Raw genomic sequence first — 16,502 nt, 5'->3', positions numbered from 1 at the left:
ATCAAAAAAGAAAGGACGAAATTTGTCCTTTCTCGAGCTTAGCTTTTCATCAACCCACTACAGTTGACAAAGAGCCATTTAAAAGTGTACTTTATAAGACTATACTTTTCTAAAATGCGTCAAAAAAACCTTGCAACTAGGTTACAAGGTTAATGACATTAATCGAAGTTAACGTATTCTTTTTGAAGTTCAAGAACTTCTTCCATTGTTGAACACTCTGTAAGGGCACGGTTTGCGTACTCTTCCATCTTAGCAGTATCCAATTTCTTCATCAAGCTACGTGTACGAAGTACAGATGTTGCTGACATAGAGAATTCATCCAAGCCCATTCCGACAAGAAGTGGAACAGCTTTTTGGTCACCAGCCATCTCACCACACATACCAGCCCATTTACCTTCAGCGTGAGCTGCCTTGATAACGTTGTTGATCAAGCGAAGGATTGATGGGTTATATGGTTGGTAAAGGTATGAAACTTGCTCGTTCATACGGTCTGCTGCCATTGAGTATTGGATCAAGTCGTTTGTACCAATTGACATGAAGTCTACTTCTTTTGCAAATTGGTCTGCAAGCATCGCTGCTGCAGGGATTTCAATCATGATACCAACTTGGATGTCATCCGCAACTGCAACTCCTTCAGAAAGAAGGTTTGCTTTTTCTTCTTCATAAACTGCTTTAGCTGCACGGAATTCTTTCAAAAGGGCAACCATTGGGAACATGATACGCAATTGACCATGAACAGAAGCACGAAGAAGGGCACGGATTTGTGTACGGAACATTGCATCTCCAGTTTCAGAAATAGAGATACGAAGGGCACGGAATCCAAGGAATGGGTTCATTTCGTGTGGCATATCGAAGTAAGGAAGTTCCTTATCTCCACCGATATCCATTGTACGAACAACTACTGGTTTACCATTCATTCCCTCAAGAACAGCCTTGTATGCTTCATACTGCTCATCTTCAGTTGGGAAGTCTTGAGAATCCATGTACAAGAACTCTGTACGGTAAAGTCCAACAGCTTCAGCACCGTTGTTGTTAACACCTTCAACGTCTTTTGGAGTACCGATGTTAGCAGCCAACTCAAAGTGTTTACCGTCAGCAGTCACTGTTTGAGCATCTTTCAAAAGTGCCCATTCAGCTTTTTGTTTAGCATAAGCTTCACCAGCTGCTTTAAATTCTGCCGCTTGTTCATCTGTTGGGTTGATAATCACTTCACCAGTAATTCCGTTAACGGCAAGGATATCACCGTCTTTCACTACTTCAGTGATGTTATTTGTTCCCAATACAGCTGCAATTTCAAGTGTACGTGCCATGATAGCTGAGTGGCTTGTACGTCCACCGATGTTAGTTACAAAAGCTTTTACAAAGTTTTTGTCCAATTGAGCTGTATCAGATGGTGTCAAGTCATGTGCAATCACGATTACTTCTTCATTGATTGAAGCTGGGTTTGGTAATTTCTTACCAAGAAGGTTTGCCAATACACGTTTTGTCACGTCGCGGATATCCGCTGCACGTTCTTGCATGTATGGATTGTCTTCCATACCTTCAAAGATAGTGATGAACATGTCAGTCACTTCTTTAAGACCTGCTTCTGCATTGACTTTCTTAGCACGAATTGTTTCTTTAATCTGACCAATCAATTCTGGGTCAGAAAGAACCATCAAATGAGCGTCAAAAACTTGAGCCGCTTCTTCACCAAGCGTACCTACAGCTTTCTCACGGATAAGAGAAAGCTCGTTTTGAGAAGCTTCAAGAGCTACATCCAAACGAGCCTCTTCTGCGTTTGTATCTTCGACTGAAACAGTCTCGAATGACAAATCCGGTTGAACGAGTAGATATGCTTTTGCAACTGCAACACCGTCAGATGCTGCGATTCCTTTAAGCATTTCTGTCATTTTCCTTATGCCAATCCTTCTTTTTCCATTGTTTCTGAGATTGCAGCAATAGCGTCATCTGCATCTGCACCTTCAGCTGAGATAGTTACGTCAGCACCTTGGCCAACACCAAGACTCATAACACCCATGATTGATTTAAGGTTAACTGATTTACCTTTGTACTCAAGAGTGATATCTGAAGCAAATTTGCTAGCAGTTTGTACCAACAATGTTGCTGGACGTGCGTGAATACCTGTTTCTGCCACTACGTGGAAATCTTTAGAAGCCATAGTTTGACTCTCCTTTTGTTCTTTCTTTTTTGAGTTATATGTGATAACCCTTACAATTTGGTATTATATCATCTTCTAGGATTTTTTTCAAGCATTTTATGGGATTTATTCGATTTCCTTTCAGATAACTTCCTGAAAATCTTCTATTCTAGATAACAAAACACAGGATATAGTTTTCCAAAAACAACTTATAGGAGAATTATCACTATTTCCCAAAACAAACACTACATATTGTGTTTTGTTTAGTTATGTACAAAAACAGACCACTATATTTAGTTTCAAATCGTTGACAAAATTTTAATTTCTGATATACTAAGAAAGTAATCTATTTTGAAAGAGGAGTTACACAATGGTAACCGTTTATTCTAAAAATAACTGTGTCCAATGCAAGATGACCAAACGTTTCTTGGACAGTAATAACGTTAAATACAAAGAAATCAATCTCGATGAGCAACCTGAGTACATCGATCAAGTTAAAGAGCTCGGTTTCAGCGCAGCTCCTGTTATCCAAACACCAACTGAAGTCTTTTCAGGTTTCCAACCAGGAAAACTGAAACAATTAGCATAATCTTAGTACATCATCCAGAAGAAACTGCTTCTAGGGCTAACTTAGAAGCCTTTCTTTTGTAATTAGATAAGGGAAATTTTATGGGATTAAAACATCTTGAAGACGTGACTTACTTCCGTCTCAATAACGAAATCAACCGTCCTGTTAATGGACAAATCATGCTTCATAAAGATAAGGAAGCCTTGGATGCTTTCTTTAAAGAAAATGTAGTTCCAAACACTATGGTTTTTGATTCAATCAAAGATAAAATCAACTACCTCATTGAACACAACTACATCGAAACAGCCTTTATCAAGAAATACCGTCCAGAATTTTTGGAAGAATTGGCTCAATTTATCAAAGACCAAAACTTCCAATTCAAGTCTTTCATGGCTGCCTATAAATTTTACAATCAATATGCTTTGAAGACTAACGACGGTGAATATTACCTTGAAAGTATGGAAGACCGCGTCTTCTTCAATGCCCTTTATTTTGCTGACGGTGATGAGGCGATTGCAATTGATATTGCCAATGAAATCATCCACCAACGCTACCAACCAGCTACTCCTTCCTTCTTGAATGCTGGTCGTGCTCGTCGTGGAGAATTGGTATCATGTTTCTTGATTCAGGTCACAGATGATATGAACTCTATCGGACGTTCTATCAACTCAGCTCTCCAACTTTCACGTATCGGTGGTGGTGTGGGAATTTCCCTCAGCAACCTTCGTGAAGCTGGCGCACCTATCAAAGGCTATGAAGGAGCAGCTTCTGGTGTCGTACCAGTTATGAAACTCTTCGAAGACAGCTTCTCTTATTCAAACCAATTGGGTCAACGTCAAGGTGCTGGTGTTGTCTATCTCAATGTCTTCCACCCAGATATCATCGCCTTCCTTTCAACTAAGAAAGAAAACGCCGATGAAAAAGTTCGTGTTAAGACCCTTTCACTTGGTGTTGTAGTACCAGATAAATTCTACGAATTAGCACGTAAAAATGAAGAAATGTACCTCTTCAGCCCATACTCTGTAGAACTTGAATATGGTGTGCCATTCAACTACATTGACATCACTGAAAAATACGATGAATTGGTCGCAAATCCAAACATCCGCAAAACAAAAATCAAAGCGCGTGATTTGGAAACTGAAATTTCTAAATTGCAACAAGAATCTGGCTACCCTTATGTAGTCAACATTGATACGGCTAACCGTGCAAATCCTGTTGATGGAAAAATCATCATGAGTAACTTGTGTTCTGAGATTCTTCAAGTTCAAGAACCAAGCTTGATCAATGATGCTCAAGAATTTCTTCAAATGGGAACAGACGTTTCATGTAACCTTGGTTCAACCAACGTAGTCAACATGATGACTTCACCTGACTTTGGTCGTTCTATCCGTGCTATGGTTCGTGCCCTTACTTTCGTTACAGATAGTTCACACATCGTAGCTGTCCCTACTATCGACCATGGAAATAGTCAAGCCCACACCTTTGGTCTTGGTGCAATGGGACTTCACAGCTACCTTGCCCAACAATTGATTGAATATGGATCGCCTGAGTCTGTTGAATTTACAAGCATCTACTTCATGCTCATGAACTACTGGACTTTGGTAGAATCAAACAATATCGCGCGAGAACGTGGTATTACCTTCCATAACTTTGAAAAATCAGACTATGCTAACGGAAGCTACTTCGACAAGTATGTAACTGGCGAATTTGTTCCAAAATCAGACCGTGTTAAAGAACTCTTCAAAGATGTCTTTATCCCAAGCGCTGCTGACTGGGCTGAACTTCGCGACAAGGTTCAAGCAGATGGACTTTACCACCAAAACCGCCTTGCTGTAGCACCAAATGGTTCTATCAGCTACATCAACGACGTTTCTGCTTCTATCCACCCGATTACGCAACGTATCGAAGAACGTCAAGAAAAGAAAATTGGTAAAATCTACTACCCTGCTGCTGGCTTGTCAACAGAAACCATTCCTTACTACACTTCTGCTTACGACATGGATATGCGTAAAGTGATTGATGTTTACGCTGCTGCGACTGAGCATGTGGACCAAGGACTTTCACTCACCCTCTTCATGCGTAGTGACATTCCAAAAGGTCTTTACGAATGGAAGAAAGAAAACAAACAAACGACACGTGACTTGTCTATCCTTCGTAACTATGCCTTTAACAAGGGTATCAAGTCTATCTACTACGTCCGTACCTTTACAGATGATGGTGGAGAAGTCGGTGCCAACCAGTGTGAAAGCTGTGTGATTTAATCTTTGCTTGAGGAAACTACATTTTCTCAGATTAGTGATTTATTCACCATGCTAAGCTGGAATAAGCATCTATACTATGAAATAACAAAAAGTCGGGCTTCCGACTTTTTGTGCGATACTCCTCTGGAATTATGATAAAATAGAAATAATTGTGAGTTCGCAATATTAAACACAGAAAGAGATTTCAAATGGAAACTTACTACAAAGCCATTAACTGGAATGCCATCGAAGATGTCATCGACAAATCAACTTGGGAAAAACTGACGGAGCAATTCTGGCTCGATACACGTATTCCCTTGTCAAATGACTTGGATGACTGGAGAAAGCTATCAAATGTAGAAAAAGACTTGGTCGGAAAAGTCTTTGGTGGTTTGACACTTTTGGATACTATGCAATCTGAAACTGGGGTTCAAGCCCTTCGCGCAGACATCCGTACACCGCACGAGGAAGCTGTTTTCAATAACATCCAATTTATGGAATCTGTCCACGCAAAATCTTACTCTTCTATCTTCTCTACCCTGAACACCAAGGCTGAGATTGAAGAAATTTTCGAATGGACTAATACCAATCCTTATCTACAAAAGAAGGCTGAAATCGTCAACGAAATCTACCTAAACGGTAGCCCACTTGAAAAGAAAGTTGCCAGTGTCTTCCTCGAAACCTTCCTTTTCTACTCTGGTTTCTTCACTCCTCTCTACTATCTTGGTAATAATAAACTAGCCAACGTCGCTGAAATTATCAAATTGATCATTCGTGATGAGTCTGTTCACGGAACCTACATTGGTTACAAATTCCAACTTGGTTTTAATGAATTACCTGAAGAAGAGCAAGAAAAGCTAAAAGAATGGATGTACGACCTGCTCTATACTCTTTACGAGAATGAAGAAGGTTACACAGAGAGCCTCTATGACGGTGTTGGTTGGACGGAAGAAGTCAAAACCTTCCTTCGCTACAATGCCAACAAGGCACTCATGAACCTGGGACAAGATCCACTCTTCCCAGATTCAGCTGATGATGTCAACCCAATCGTTATGAACGGTATTTCAACAGGAACTTCCAACCACGACTTCTTCTCTCAAGTCGGAAACGGTTACCTTCTTGGTGAAGTTGAAGCTATGCAAGACGATGACTACAACTACGGTTTAGACTAAGTCAACAATTTCAGAAGTGATATCAATATCATGGTTTGTTTAAAACAACCATGATATTTTTGTTTTTGTTTTCTTTTGTTTTTTAAATTGATTGATTGAATACTTTATGATAAAATAGTAATAGAAATAGAGGTGATAACGATGCTAAAGCAGGAAAAACTAGATAATATTCTAGAAACGGTAAATACAAAGGGAACTATTACTGTAAAAGAAATCATGACTCGCTTGGATGTGTCTGATATGACTGCTAGACGCTACTTACAAGAGTTAGCTGACAAGGATTTACTTGTTCGTGTGCATGGAGGAGCTGAAAAAATTCGCACAGGTTCCATTTTAAATAATGAACGTTCCAATATTGAAAAACAAAGCTTACAAATCGCAGAAAAACAAGAAATTAGCCGTTTTGCAGGCCATTTAATCGATGAAGGGGAAACTATTTTTATTGGGCCAGGAACAACATTGGAATCTTTTGCCCGTGAACTTCCAATCGATAATATTCGTGTTGTAACAAACAGTTTACCAGTCTTTCTCATCCTAAACGAACGAAAACTAACAGATTTGATTTTAATTGGTGGAAACTACCGCTCTATCACTGGAGCCTTTGTGGGAACACTAACCTTGCAAAACTTATCCAATCTCCAATTTTCTAAAGCTTTCGTTAGCTGTAATGGTATTAAGGACAATGCGATTGCGACCTTTAGTGAAGAGGAAGGTGAATCTCAACGAATCGCCCTCAATAATTCCAATAAAAAATACTTACTAGCTGACAATAGTAAGTTCAATAAGTTTGATTTTTACACCTTCTACAATATCTCAGATATTGATACCATCGTTTCAGATTCTAAACTGAGCAAAGAAACGTACGACCAACTTTCAAAACAAACAAAAATTATTCTTTCTAAACCATAAAACTGAGGATTGATAAAAAATAAAATGCGTCATATCAAGAAAATAAGAATCTTGATATGACGCATTTTTGGATGAAGATTTTTACAAAGAGTTTCCTAGATTCTTTATGATTGTTGAAACGGCATAAAATCTGAATCAAAGGAGATATTATCCCATTCTTCAGGATTGATAAAATTTAAAAAGATATTTTTAAATTCTTCCAGCTCATAATCTGAATGACAAATCCATTCTTTACCAGTCGAGACATACCATTTTCCGAGACTTTTCAATTCTTCATTCGTCAAACACGGTGTTTGAGAGCATTTTTCGAAATTTATAATATAAACTTTTTCATAAATAGATTGGATAAAATCTTTGAACATCTTTTACCTCACTAGAATTCTATATCTAATTAGTAATTCTACTAGTCTATAATCTGACTTTCCGCTACTTTCTTGTACCAGTGAGCTGATTTCTTAGGATAACGTTCTTGAGTTTCAAAGTCTACATAGAAGAGACCGTAACGTTTTTCATAACCGTTTGACCAAGAGAAGACATCCATTAATGACCAAATGAAGTAACCTTTTACATTAGCGCCATCTGCAATAGCATCGGATAATACTTCCAAGTGTTGTTTCACATAATCAATACGACCATCATCGTAAACAGTGTTATCAACGAACTCATCTTTATATCCAAGACCATTTTCAGTGATGTAAATCTTCTTGTAGTTCGGATAATCTTTCTTCACGCGCATGATTTGGTCATACAAACCTTGAGGGTAGATAATCCAATCCCAGTCCGTACGTGGTACATAATCAGGAGCTACACGACGACCAACACCTTTGATTTGGTATTTAGAGCTTCCTTTTTCACCTTTACCATTATGGATGATTTCAGTTTCTCCATCAAAGGCTTCCATCCAGTCGCTCATATAGTAGTTAATTCCTAGGAAGTCATTCAAGTCTTTTGCGGCTTCTAATACTTCGAAATCTTCTTCACGAAGATCTAAGCTACCACCATTGGCAGCCAAGATAGCCTCTACCCCTGCCAGAGTCTTTTCAGAGTAGTGCCCCAGATAAGTTGCATCCAAGATAAATTTGTTATGGATAATGTCCTCCAATTCTGCCGCAATAACATCTGCAGGATTTTCAGGATCAAGTGGGTACTTAGTTGGCAGAGCATGAACCACACCAATTTCACCTTTATAGCCTTTCTCTTTATACAATTTTACCGCGCGTGCATGAGACACCATCATATTGTGGTGCGATTGGAAGACTTTGGCAAGGTCGTACTGAATACCTGGAGGGAATTTACCAACCAAGTATTGACCATCACCGATTGGTCCAATTTCATTAAAGGTTGTCCAATAGTTTACTTCTGAAAATTCTTCAAAACAGAAGGCAGCATAGTCTACAAAGTGTTCGATATTTTCACGATTTAAGAAGTCTCCATTTGAGTGGAGAGCTTCTGGCGTGTCAAAGTGATGAAGAGTTACAAAAGGCTCAACGTGACGTTTGTGACACTCTGCAAATAAATTATGATAAAACTCAACACCTTTAGCATTTACTTGACCGTAACCAGTTGGGAAAATACGTGACCAAGCAATAGAAATTCGAATACCATTGACACCATACTCTTCTGCTAGCTTGAGGTCAACTGGATATCGATTGTAAAAATCACTAGCTGGCTCCGCAGTGTACCAGTAGTTATCTTCAAGATACTTATCCCACGCAACTGGTCCTTTTCCATCAGTATGCGTAGCGCCTTCTGCTTGATAGGCAGCTGTTGCGCCACCGAAAATAAAGTCTTTTGGAAGTGCTTTTGTCATTTTTTCACCTATTTCTTGATTTAAAATAAAGTAAAAGTGAGAGGAGAGGAGTCAGTGAGCCATCCTTCTCCATCTCACTTCTTGTAGCAAGTCACCGAATTGTGACATGAGGAGGTAAAAACGATATCTTTTTACCGACGAATTAACAAGGCGATTAGGAAATTCGCCATAGTGATTTCCGTAACGAGAGGAAACTATTTCATAGTCCCTATTATTAATCGAATTGTGACATGAGGAGGTAAAAACGATGTCTTTTTACCGACGAATTAACAAGGCGATTAGGAAATTCGCCATAGCGATTTCCGTAACGATAGGAGACTGTTTCACAGTCCCTATTATTAATCGAATTGTGACATGAGAAGGTAAAAACGATATCTTTTTACCGACGAATTAACAAGGCGATTAGGAAATTCGCCATAGCGATTTCCGTAACGAGAGGAGACTGTTTCACAGTCCCTATTGTTAATCGAATTGAGCTTGTACAAATGCAAGAGCACCTTTTCCATCACGGGTTAATTTGATGTATTGAGCACCTTCTGTCTTGGCAAGTTTAATACCGAGTTTATCTGTTTCTGCTTTCATATCTTCAAAGTTTGAAGCAACTTGAGGAGCAAGGATAACAAGATCAAACTCTGGCAACATTTCACGGTGAGCACCATAGCCACCTGCTGCTGCTTTCACAGGGACATTGTATTCTGCTGCTGCCTTATTCAAAGCATTCGCAAGAAGTCCACTTGTCCCTCCACCTGCACAGAGAACGAGGACATTTGTTTCTTCAGTGATTGTATTTTGTGCTGCTTCTACACCAGCTTTTTCAAGAATAGCATCTGCTTTCGCAGTGTTGAAGTTTGCAGCAACTTTTTCTTTCAATTCATCATTAGACTTACCTGATCGCTCTTCTTCAAGAATTTGTTCATCATAGACTTTAAGGAATGGATAGTAAATGACTACGTCAACCACAATTAGAAGGGCAGCAAGAATGAATGATAGAACTTGGAAGTTCGTACCAAGAACTAGACCTAGTGGAGCTGGAGTTGTCCATGGTAGATTAGCAGTAAATGAGTTCATTCCAAGAGTTTCAATGAAGAACTTGAAGATCCATACGTTAGCGATAGGAGCAAAGATAAATGGAATGAAGAAGATTGGGTTCAATACAAGCGGTGCACCAAACAAGATTGGTTCGTTTACACCAAAGAAAGTTGGAACTACTGAAGCACGACCGATTGCACGGTTACGTTTTGATTTTGTTAACCACATGAACATGAATGGAACAACCAGTGTCGCACCAGTACCACCCATGGTAACGATAAACATTTGTGTACCAGAAGTAAGAATCTTGCCAGCGTGCATGCCTTGTTGGAGAAGGTTCAAGTTGACTTCGGCATTTGCATAGGTAATAGCTGCGATTGCTGGTTCAACGATAGATGGACCATGGATACCAACAAACCAGAAGAAGGCAAAGGCACCAAAGATAATGGTAATACCTAGATAACCATCAGCAGCAGAGAATAATGGTGCAAAGAATTTACCGATTGATTCTGCTACACTAGCACCAACAAAATGACGAGCTAGTAAATCAAGAGCATAAAGTGAAACAACTGAGAGAGTGAATGGAATCACATCTTTAAAGACTTGTGAGATATTTGGTGGAACTTCGTCAGGCATGCGAATAGTGACGTTGTTCTTAACACAAACCTTATAGATTGCTACGGTAACAAAGGCAGCAAGGAAAGCTGAAAGCAAACCTTTTGTCCCCAAGAATCCAGTAGCTAGACCATTTTCGATAGGATCAGCTGCCAGCATCAACAAACCAACAATTGCTGCCAACAATGTTGACATATAGTTGATTTGATTGGTTTTCTCCATGCTACGGTTTACTGAGTCGGTCAGTGATTTAGCTGTTGTACCAGCTACCAAGAGAGCCAGAATACCCATAGAATAGCTATAAGGTTTCATCAGAAAGGCTACAACTTCATCAGACCATTTAAAGCCCCATGAGTTTGGTACAAAGGCAATCAAGATAAAGATACTTGAGAAGAGAATAACAGGCATACCTGCAATGAAACCATCACGAATAGCACGAAGATAGATATTACGAGATAATTTCTCAAAGAAAGGTTTTCCTTTCTCAATAAATGCAATTAATTTATTCATTACTTAACTCCTCTCTTGTAGAGTTCGATTAAATGGTGCATCAAATCTTTTAACAAAATAGTTGTCATCAAGTGATCTTGACCATGCATCATGGTCACACTATACGCTAAGTCCTCACCAGAAGCTTCCTTGGTCAATAGACTTGTTTGCGCATGGTGAGCCTCTGCAATACAGCTACCAGCTTCCTCAACTAAGCTATCCGCTTTTGCAAAATCACCAGCTTCAGCAGCCTTTAAGGCTTCCAATAGTTTTGAACGAGCGTCGCCCGCATAGGCTACGATTTCAAAACCTAACAATGTTACTTCTTCTCTATTCATGATAGAATACTCCTTATATAATTTTATGACAATAAACGTTGGATATGTAGAACTAGATAAACTCGTTCACTCTTATACAAATCAAGACCTGTATGTTGCGTAATCACATCATAGATCTTGGAACCAATCTCGAAGGCTTTTGGATAGGATTGTTTGATATGGTCTTCCATATCCAGAAGTGATTGGTTATCATCTCTAGAGCGGTCTAAATAATCCAAGAAATAATTCAAATGTATCATAAAGCGATCATAGAAATGGTTATTCTCTTTGGTTCGTTGAATTGCATAGTCCCTTAGCACTTCTTCAACATTCCTGAGAATTTCTTTCCTCTTATCAATCGACTCAACCACTTGGACTTCATTCTCACCTTCGGCATTAATGAAATGATAAGCAATCCGAATAATTTCGTCCTCAGGAAAATGATCCGCTAGCTTCTGACGGTAAATTTCAAATGCTTCATTTGCGATTTGAAAAGCGACAGGATACTTAGTGGAAATATCTGGCAGATTACTATCCTTGTACCTTCCTTGTGCTAGAGCTTGGTAAGAACAGTAAATATGATCTGTCAAGGTTACGTAGAGATACTCTTGAATCGGATAATGATATTTCTTTGAAAGCTTATCAATGATTTCATAGGTCACTGTGATAAAATCAAGCGGAACATCTTTGAGAAGAGCCATAAAGTTTTCTCTTGACTCTTCGGTCTTCATCCGAAAGATTTTCTCAACCTGATGTTCAGCAATAAAATCTCCCTTCTTCTTTCCAAATGCAATCCCTTTACCAATCACAATCACTTCTTCTCCTTTATCATTTCTGACAAGCGAGACATTGTGATTCATTGGATTTAGAATTCGATACATGTCAACCTCCTTTTATATCTTAAAGGTATATGAGTATAAAAAATGACCACAAATGAACTAGAAAATCAGCCGATTTCTAATTCACCTGTGATCATGCCTAATATTACTTAGTAACACTCACCTTGTATTAACTTGTGATTTAAGTATAGCATAAGTCGGTTGTTTTGTAAACCTTTACATGCAACTTTTTTTAAAATTTTTTTAGATTCATGTTCCTAACCTAGGAGGACTTGCTTACACACGTTCTTTCCATGAAGTTGCTGTTGTTTGAAGAACTTTGTTGAGCTCGTCAATATTTTCAAAACCAGTTGTGCGTAGCCATTCGCGAGCTGCTGCTTCACCATCTTTGATGTAAGCTTCAACTGATCCAGCCCATGTTGCACGGCCACAAAGAACTCCGTTAAAGTTTGCACCTGATTCATGAGCAAATACAAGAGTATCTTGGAAGAGTTTAGCTGATACACCAGCACTCAAGTAGATGTATGGCAAGTTAGTTGCTTCATCTTGTGCTTTGAAGAAGGCTGCTGCTTCTTCGCGTGTGTAAACTACTTCACCTTCAGCAAATCCTTCAACATATTTAATGTTAACAGGAACTTCTACTTTCAAGACATCAATGTTAAAGCGTGGGTCTGAGAAGACTTTCATAGCACCGATAACTTTATGTGGTTTTACTTTCGCGTATTCTACAGAACCTGCGTCCGCAATTTTTTCATCGTAAGCAAGGATTTCAAGGAAGAATGGGATATCTTCAGCCACACATTCAGAACCGATACGTTCGATGTAAGCTTGTTTTTCTTGGTTAAGTTCGTCTGAGCTATCTACATCATAGTAAAGCAAGAATTTAACTGCATCTGCACCTTCTTCTTTAATACGTTTTGCAGACCAAACATCCAAGCAGTCTGGCAAGCGTTTTGTGCTTGTTGTGTCATAACCTGTTTTTTCATAAGCAAGGAGAAGACCAGCTTTTTCATCAAGAGCTTTAGTTGCTGGAAGTCCATACTCAGGGTCAAGAAGCATAGATGAAGCGTATTTAGTCAATTCATCTGCTACCAAGACTTTCAGTTCTTCCATTTGAGCGACAGTCGGTTCTTCTGTTTGGTGTTGAGCCATGAGGCGTTTCAAAGCACCGCGTTGGTCAAAAGCAAGAGCTGAGATGATTCCATTTTCATCAGAAAGTTTTTCTAAGCGTGCACGTTTTTGTTCTGTTAAAGCCATTTTATACCTCTTTTACTATTAATTGATCATATAGAGCTTGATAGTTAGCCATGTTGACATGACCAGTCATTTTTTCTTGAGCATTGAGCATACCAAGGACATTTGCCTTGATGAGTAATTCTGCATCCGATTCTTTATGAAGAAGTCCTGAAGAAATTCCTGCCACAGTAGAGTCTCCAGATCCAACAGGATTTACCACCTGAATTCTAGGAATATCCACCTTGTAGAAAGTGTCACCATGTTTGGCAAAGGCACCGTTGGCACCAAGTGAAACGATAATCCATTCAATCCCTGCAAACAAAGGCTCTTGAAGTACTTCTTTTAATTCATCCAAATCCTCAGAAACTTCTCTTCCAAGAAGTTGAGACAATTCCTCATTATTTGGTTTGATGACTGTGGGTTTATGTGGTGATTCAAGAACCGCCTGAAGTGCTGCACCAGAGCAGTCCAAGACTACAGGCTTGCCAGCTTGATTAGCAAGTTCTACCAAACTCGCATAATAATCAACTGGAAGGCCAGCCGGCAGACTACCTGAGATGGCTACTACTTCAACTGACTCCAAAAGATTTTTGAAATATTCAAAAAAGTCTTGACCTTCCTGTTCCAATACTTCAGGACCTTTTTCAAGAACTTCTGTTTGGTTGTCTCCATGGAGAATAGCGATACAGTTACGAGTTTCCCCCTGAATAGAGAAGAAATCTTTCTTAACGTTATCATCGATATTTTCAACCAAAAACTCACCAAGTTTGCCCCCCACTAAACCAGTAGCAAGAACAGAATCCCCAAATTCTGAAAGTACTCGGGTAACATTGAGGCCCTTACCACCAGCCGTTTTGGTTACATCCACCACACGATTGACAGTATCAATCTTCAACTCATCCAAGGGATAGGAAATATCAATGGATGGGTTCATTGTGACTGTTAAAATCATAGGTCACCTCTTAGTCGTGGTATTCTCCGCGATCCCATTTTTCAAGGAATTCAGTGAAGAAGTTTGCGTCTGTTTGTTGAGCATTGTGACTTTCAAGGTGTTCAATTTTCGCAATCAATTTTTTGTTTTCTTCAGTTGGTTTGTATTCAGCATGGATGAAAGCTTCGATGATATCACACATGAGCAATTCACCAGTAATCTTACCACCAAAACCGATAACGTTGGCGTTCAATTGTTCTTTAGCATAAAGGGCTGTTGTCATATCACGAACCAAGGCAGAACGGACACCTGGAACTTTATTTACAGCGTTGTTGATACCAACACCAGTACCACAGATACATACCCCAAGATCAGCTTGACCGCTAGTTACAGCTTCCCCTACTTTTTTACCAAAGATTGGGTAGTGAGTACGTGTATGGTCATATGTACCAAAGTCAATGACTTCATATCCTTTTGATTTCAAAAATTCTGAAACCGCCATTTTTTCATCTGTTACGATGTGGTCACATCCAATTGCAATTCTCATTTTTAACTTACCTTTCTTACTGTAATCTAATTAGCACATTTTGTTCAACATGTCGACACGAATTTGGTGACGTCCACCATCGTATTTACCGTTAACAAATCCTTTAGCGATGTTTTTAGCCAATTCATCACCAACAAGTTGTGCACCCATAGTGATCATACGTGAGTTGTTGTGACCACGAGTCATATAAGCTGAACGTTCGTCAGATACTTCTGCAGCAACCATTCCTTTGATCTTAGTTGCGACCATAAATGGACCAGCTCCATAAGCATCAATCACGATACCAAGGTTTTGTTCTTCTTTGTTTACTTCTGCAGCAACAGCAAGAGTCACATCAACAAAGTCTTGACCTTCAGCTGTAACATCCACAACGTGGAAGTTTTCTTTTCCCAAGAAGTCTTTCACAACTTCTTTCAATCTCAAACCTGCAGCATCTGCACCGATAACAATAGACATATTGTATACTCCTTTTTATTTTTCTAGGCTAGTAAAACCTTTTACAGTTAGCAGTTTACCTACAAAAAGCTTTCTAGCAGTTTATTGACACATTGGATTGAATGAGATGAATGACACCTTATTCAAGTTTAGGAAACCAGTTCCCTAGAAATAATCTTTCTCCACGCAAGAGAATATAACAAGTGATTATTTGTTTGTTACAAACATCATTTGTTGCTTACAAACATAATATACTCCTATTTCCTGAAAAAGTCAACAGTTAATGTTTGTTTTTGTGTTTTTTAACTAAAAAATTTCGATGTCAAAACCAATTTGATCCGCTTGACCAGGTTCTAGGAGACGAACATTCTTCTTATCTTCTAGATGATCTCCTTCTTCAAGGGATGTTGACAAGCCAGACCATGGTTCAAAGGCAATGAAAGGTCCTTTATTCAAAGTTGACCAGATGATGAGGTTTGGAAACTCTGCGAAGTGCACTTTCAATCCCTTATCATGTTTACGAGAACGAAGGGCAATTGTTCTAGATTGCAATTCATCTAAGGTGACTGCATCTGTGCTGAAAAGATTATAATTAAGATTTATTTCTTTTTGCCCCTCTAGCCATGGACTTCTATCTTGAAAATCAAGCATCCCCGTTTCTGGGAAAGGACGTGGAACAGAGCAAGTCTCTTCTTTCTCAAACTCTAGATAATAATCTTCATAGACTTCATCATCCAGTAAGGGACAATTAAAGCCTGGATGTCCACCAATAAAGTAAGGCAGGACCTTGCTAGTTTCTTTATTAAATATTTTGTATTGAGTTCGTACTGTCTTGCCAGTAAGGATATAAGTGATTTCTAGGCGGAAATGATAAGGATAGTTTTGATAGCTATTCTCATCATCTTCAATTGCAAAAGTTACACTCTTATCTGTCTGTTCAACTAATTCAAATTCTTTCTTACGAACCAAACCATGACGAGGAATGTTTCCTTTGCTTTCCTGCCCCTTTTCATCTATATAGACGGCTGTATCCTCTCTTAATGAACCACAAATGGGAAAGAGAACAGGAGCTTGTCCACTCCAATAAGTAGCATCTCCTTGCCACAAATACTCAAGACCCTCAGCATCTTTTATAGAAGAAAGAGCTCCACCAAAACTGTTAAATTGAACTCTTAATTGTTCTGATTTTAATTCAATTACCATTATTTTCTCCAATTTCTTAATA

Annotated in this window: 16 protein-coding genes; 4 read left to right on the top strand and 12 right to left on the bottom strand. The window is 39.0% G+C overall.

The genetic code is table 11. The features are described 5' to 3' along the window. Positions 1 to 158 precede the first annotated feature (158 nt). Both ptsP and N8L33_RS04240 read right to left on the bottom strand, forming a co-directional pair. Positions 159 to 1,892 (bottom strand): phosphoenolpyruvate--protein phosphotransferase, encoded by a 1,734-nt coding sequence (ptsP, locus tag N8L33_RS04245; protein ID WP_125410034.1) that lies wholly within the window; start codon positions 1,890 to 1,892, stop codon positions 159 to 161. Between the two features lie 5 nt (positions 1,893 to 1,897). After that, complete coding sequence (locus N8L33_RS04240; protein ID WP_000146947.1) at positions 1,898 to 2,161, bottom strand: phosphocarrier protein HPr; 264 nt, start codon at positions 2,159 to 2,161, stop codon at positions 1,898 to 1,900. Between the two features lie 349 nt (positions 2,162 to 2,510). Between N8L33_RS04240 and nrdH the strand changes: the two genes are divergently transcribed. From nrdH to N8L33_RS04220, 4 genes are all read left to right on the top strand, one after another. Continuing rightward, positions 2,511 to 2,729, top strand: a complete 219-nt coding sequence (gene nrdH / locus N8L33_RS04235) for a glutaredoxin-like protein NrdH (RefSeq protein ID WP_261058568.1) — start codon at positions 2,511 to 2,513, stop codon at positions 2,727 to 2,729. An 80-nt stretch (positions 2,730 to 2,809) separates the two neighbouring features. Continuing rightward, positions 2,810 to 4,969: a class 1b ribonucleoside-diphosphate reductase subunit alpha gene (nrdE, locus tag N8L33_RS04230; protein ID WP_261058564.1), complete on the top strand. Its 2,160-nt coding sequence runs from the start codon at positions 2,810 to 2,812 to the stop codon at positions 4,967 to 4,969. A 188-nt stretch (positions 4,970 to 5,157) separates the two neighbouring features. Continuing rightward, positions 5,158 to 6,120 carry a class 1b ribonucleoside-diphosphate reductase subunit beta gene (gene nrdF, locus N8L33_RS04225; protein ID WP_000451386.1) on the top strand — a complete coding sequence of 321 codons (963 nt, stop codon included), beginning with the start codon at positions 5,158 to 5,160 and terminating at the stop codon, positions 6,118 to 6,120. A 141-nt stretch (positions 6,121 to 6,261) separates the two neighbouring features. Beyond that, the gene (locus tag N8L33_RS04220) at positions 6,262 to 7,029 is read left to right on the top strand and encodes a DeoR/GlpR family DNA-binding transcription regulator (RefSeq protein WP_261058562.1); all 768 of its coding nucleotides are present in this window, start codon (positions 6,262 to 6,264) and stop codon (positions 7,027 to 7,029) included. Positions 7,030 to 7,133: 104 nt separating this feature from the next. On the opposite strand, the gene N8L33_RS04215 is transcribed toward N8L33_RS04220, so the two are convergent. The 10 genes from N8L33_RS04215 to N8L33_RS04170 all read right to left on the bottom strand — a co-directional run bounded on the left by N8L33_RS04215 (position 7,134) and on the right by N8L33_RS04170 (position 16,480). Continuing rightward, positions 7,134 to 7,391, bottom strand: a complete 258-nt coding sequence (locus tag N8L33_RS04215) for a DUF3884 family protein (RefSeq protein ID WP_261058560.1) — start codon at positions 7,389 to 7,391, stop codon at positions 7,134 to 7,136. Positions 7,392 to 7,432: 41 nt separating this feature from the next. Continuing rightward, on the bottom strand, positions 7,433 to 8,839 hold the full coding sequence (lacG, locus tag N8L33_RS04210) for a 6-phospho-beta-galactosidase (protein ID WP_261058558.1): 1,407 nt from the start codon (positions 8,837 to 8,839) through the stop codon (positions 7,433 to 7,435). Positions 8,840 to 9,301: 462 nt separating this feature from the next. Then, positions 9,302 to 10,993 (bottom strand): lactose-specific PTS transporter subunit EIIC, encoded by a 1,692-nt coding sequence (locus N8L33_RS04205; protein WP_261058556.1) that lies wholly within the window; start codon positions 10,991 to 10,993, stop codon positions 9,302 to 9,304. Beyond that, on the bottom strand, positions 10,993 to 11,310 hold the full coding sequence (locus N8L33_RS04200; protein ID WP_001078324.1) for a PTS lactose/cellobiose transporter subunit IIA: 318 nt from the start codon (positions 11,308 to 11,310) through the stop codon (positions 10,993 to 10,995). The genes N8L33_RS04205 and N8L33_RS04200 overlap by 1 nt, the downstream gene beginning before the upstream one ends. A 23-nt stretch (positions 11,311 to 11,333) precedes the next feature. Continuing rightward, entirely contained in the window at positions 11,334 to 12,170 is an 837-nt protein-coding gene (locus N8L33_RS04195; protein ID WP_261058553.1) for a transcription antiterminator, read from the bottom strand. Between the two features lie 234 nt (positions 12,171 to 12,404). Continuing rightward, positions 12,405 to 13,385: a tagatose-bisphosphate aldolase gene (lacD, locus tag N8L33_RS04190; protein ID WP_001229114.1), complete on the bottom strand. Its 981-nt coding sequence runs from the start codon at positions 13,383 to 13,385 to the stop codon at positions 12,405 to 12,407. Position 13,386: 1 nt separating this feature from the next. Beyond that, on the bottom strand, positions 13,387 to 14,316 hold the full coding sequence (locus N8L33_RS04185; RefSeq protein WP_261029248.1) for a tagatose-6-phosphate kinase: 930 nt from the start codon (positions 14,314 to 14,316) through the stop codon (positions 13,387 to 13,389). A 10-nt stretch (positions 14,317 to 14,326) separates the two neighbouring features. Continuing rightward, on the bottom strand, positions 14,327 to 14,842 hold the full coding sequence (lacB, locus tag N8L33_RS04180) for a galactose-6-phosphate isomerase subunit LacB (RefSeq protein ID WP_001216916.1): 516 nt from the start codon (positions 14,840 to 14,842) through the stop codon (positions 14,327 to 14,329). 30 nt (positions 14,843 to 14,872) lie between these two features. Next, the gene (gene lacA / locus N8L33_RS04175; protein ID WP_261029250.1) at positions 14,873 to 15,298 is read right to left on the bottom strand and encodes a galactose-6-phosphate isomerase subunit LacA; all 426 of its coding nucleotides are present in this window, start codon (positions 15,296 to 15,298) and stop codon (positions 14,873 to 14,875) included. 285 nt (positions 15,299 to 15,583) lie between these two features. Beyond that, positions 15,584 to 16,480, bottom strand: coding sequence for an aldose 1-epimerase family protein (locus N8L33_RS04170; RefSeq protein ID WP_261058546.1), 897 nt, complete (start codon positions 16,478 to 16,480; stop codon positions 15,584 to 15,586). Between the last annotated feature and the right edge of the window lie 22 nt (positions 16,481 to 16,502).

The organism is Streptococcus mitis (assembly GCF_946188695.1).
Classification (GTDB): domain Bacteria; phylum Bacillota; class Bacilli; order Lactobacillales; family Streptococcaceae; genus Streptococcus; species Streptococcus mitis_DF.
The sequence above is the reverse complement of the archived record's forward strand: the minus strand, read 5'-3'. Positions and strand labels throughout refer to the sequence as shown.